The 1,986-nt window shown below is 53.8% G+C and carries 2 protein-coding genes; both read right to left on the bottom strand.

Features of this window, described 5'->3' with window-relative positions:
• Positions 1-670 precede the first annotated feature (670 nt).
• Complete coding sequence (locus tag EWE75_RS24380; RefSeq protein WP_130160606.1) at positions 671-1,264, bottom strand: imm11 family protein; 594 nt, start codon at positions 1,262-1,264, stop codon at positions 671-673.
• A gap of 375 nt (positions 1,265-1,639) precedes the next feature.
• A partial coding sequence (locus tag EWE75_RS25400) for a type II toxin-antitoxin system VapC family toxin (protein WP_206364887.1) occupies positions 1,640-1,986 on the bottom strand: 347 nt, incomplete at its 5' end.

The following is a 1,986-nucleotide window of genomic DNA, read 5'->3' as shown; positions in this document are numbered from 1 at the left end:
GTCTCCTGTTCTCTGGTCCCGGTCATCAGGCCACGCTTTCTCGACACGATCAAGCATGAACGGCTCCAGCTATATTCCCAACTGGGAATGGCGATCGAGACGGCTCGGGTTTTCCCATTAGGATGGTTGATCGGGAACGGCGACTTGGCAGCGAGCAGGACCTACCCGACGTTTCGGCGTAAAGTCCTCTCGATCAACCAAAAATGTAGAAGCTGGACCGCAACAAGTGTGACACCGTTGCCGACCAACACGGGAAACACAAGTCCCTCCTGCCCGGTTCGAGCAGGAACATTCATTGCCATGAATACCTGGAATCCAAGAGCGCCGATCGCCAATATCGGTATGAAGGCAAGCGCAACAGATCGGGGCGCGGACCAGTTTACCGCCCCTGTGATCCCCCACTGCATGGGAAGTCGGCTTTTGCTGCGGAAGCGCGTGTTCGCGCGGTAAGCTAAGGCGGTGAGTATTATGACAAAGACTGCCGAAACGACCAGCATACCCATAGACCGGCTCCTCTACGAATCATCGTAGCATATCATAGAGGCAACGTAACGCCGTCCGATTAGGAACGGCCAGTGGGAAGACCGGCACGTTTTCAATTTGGATCGAGTTTTGGGAATGGGTGCGTGATCTGCCGGGTATCCGCTATCTGGCACCCACCCCGGGGAAGCTACCTTTGTACAGTGGCATACTCGTGAAGACTAAAACCAGAGATGTCTTCTTCGTTTAATCGCGCCATTGCATGCTCACTCATCATGAGTCCGCAATAGACATGCTTCTCATGCCAAAAGTGTGAGCCTCCTGATTTTGTCACGTCGAATATGAGCTTATCTCCCGACGGATATCTCCATGATACACGATCAAATACCCAACCGGGACGTTCGGCGAATACGCTGTCAATCCGGTTGCATACCTGCCAAAACCACCTTTTATGTAGTATCTCTCCGGTCTTTCGCACATAGAGCAATTCTATGAATTGATGCACGCCAGGCTCAATATCTTCAATCAGATATCGTAATCGATCGCTTACTGTCCGAACGAAAAGCGCCTCATAGTCTTGAGGCTTTAAGTTTGCTGGCCAAGATATTTGCGTTGGAACGCTCGCCACCTGAACCGGACGGCCACTTGACGATTTGCTGACCCTTGTATTTATGCCGCCATCGGGAGTTTCGTCTTGGAGCAACAATTCTGTTGCTCCTCCGACAATTTTCCCATTGGGCTTTCGAAGGCCGGATGGCTCATACGAGGCGCCATAAACGGTCATGCTGTGGTTAGGCCTCCTACGGCTCCGAAGACAGCGGTGAGCGGCTTCAGGTCGAGCTAGTGCTATACGACCCTCGGTATTCGAAATGCTAACGTTGGAATTTAGGGGCGTAGCCGTCTAGCCCTTCACGCCGCTGTATCGATGCAAAACTTTCCCTTTTTCGTCACGAACGGCGCGTCGGGGCATTCTCGGAAACGAACGTCTGGTGAGCAAAAACGGGCAGCGCTATCCCGAAAGCAGCGCCGTCCCGGTGCGGCCACCTCTCAGATTCTCGAAAACCGTTCTCAAAATGCTTTTCTCACGATCCGCATTTTAGACGGAGTTATGAGAAGGGATCGACATACTCATCGGCCATGCTCGGGCGGCCTACGTTAGTTAGCCTCGAATATTAGTCGCCGTGACGGCGACCTCCGCCTGAGTCAGCGCGGCATCTGTCGTATAGATCTCTGCGTCCAGTTCGATCCCCAGGGCCAAACACGCTCTATCTCCCAGCGAAAGGCCGAGAGGCCGCGTCGCAGGGCGCAGGTCTCCAATCAGCATTGCCTGTGATTGCGATAAAGGCCGAACGTCGAGATGTAAGCCACCCAAGGCCTCTCTCACCTCATCCAGTGATACGCCACGCTCACGCAGTTTCGATACAACCTCGGCATAGTTCGTTGCGCCTATAAGCGATCGGGGCAGTATCTCTGCAACCCGGTCGGCCCCCGGCTCATCGTTTAGCA

The organism is Sphingomonas populi (assembly GCF_004208535.1).
GTDB classification, from domain to species: domain Bacteria; phylum Pseudomonadota; class Alphaproteobacteria; order Sphingomonadales; family Sphingomonadaceae; genus Sphingomonas; species Sphingomonas populi.
Note: the sequence above shows the minus strand (reverse complement) of the source record. Positions and strands in the feature narration are given on the sequence as shown.

Excerpts from the sequence above, each read along its gene's own strand:
- EWE75_RS24380 (WP_130160606.1), bottom strand. The coding sequence starts at position 1,264 with ATGACCGTTTATGGCGCCTCGTATGAGCCATCCGGCCTTCGAAAGCCC.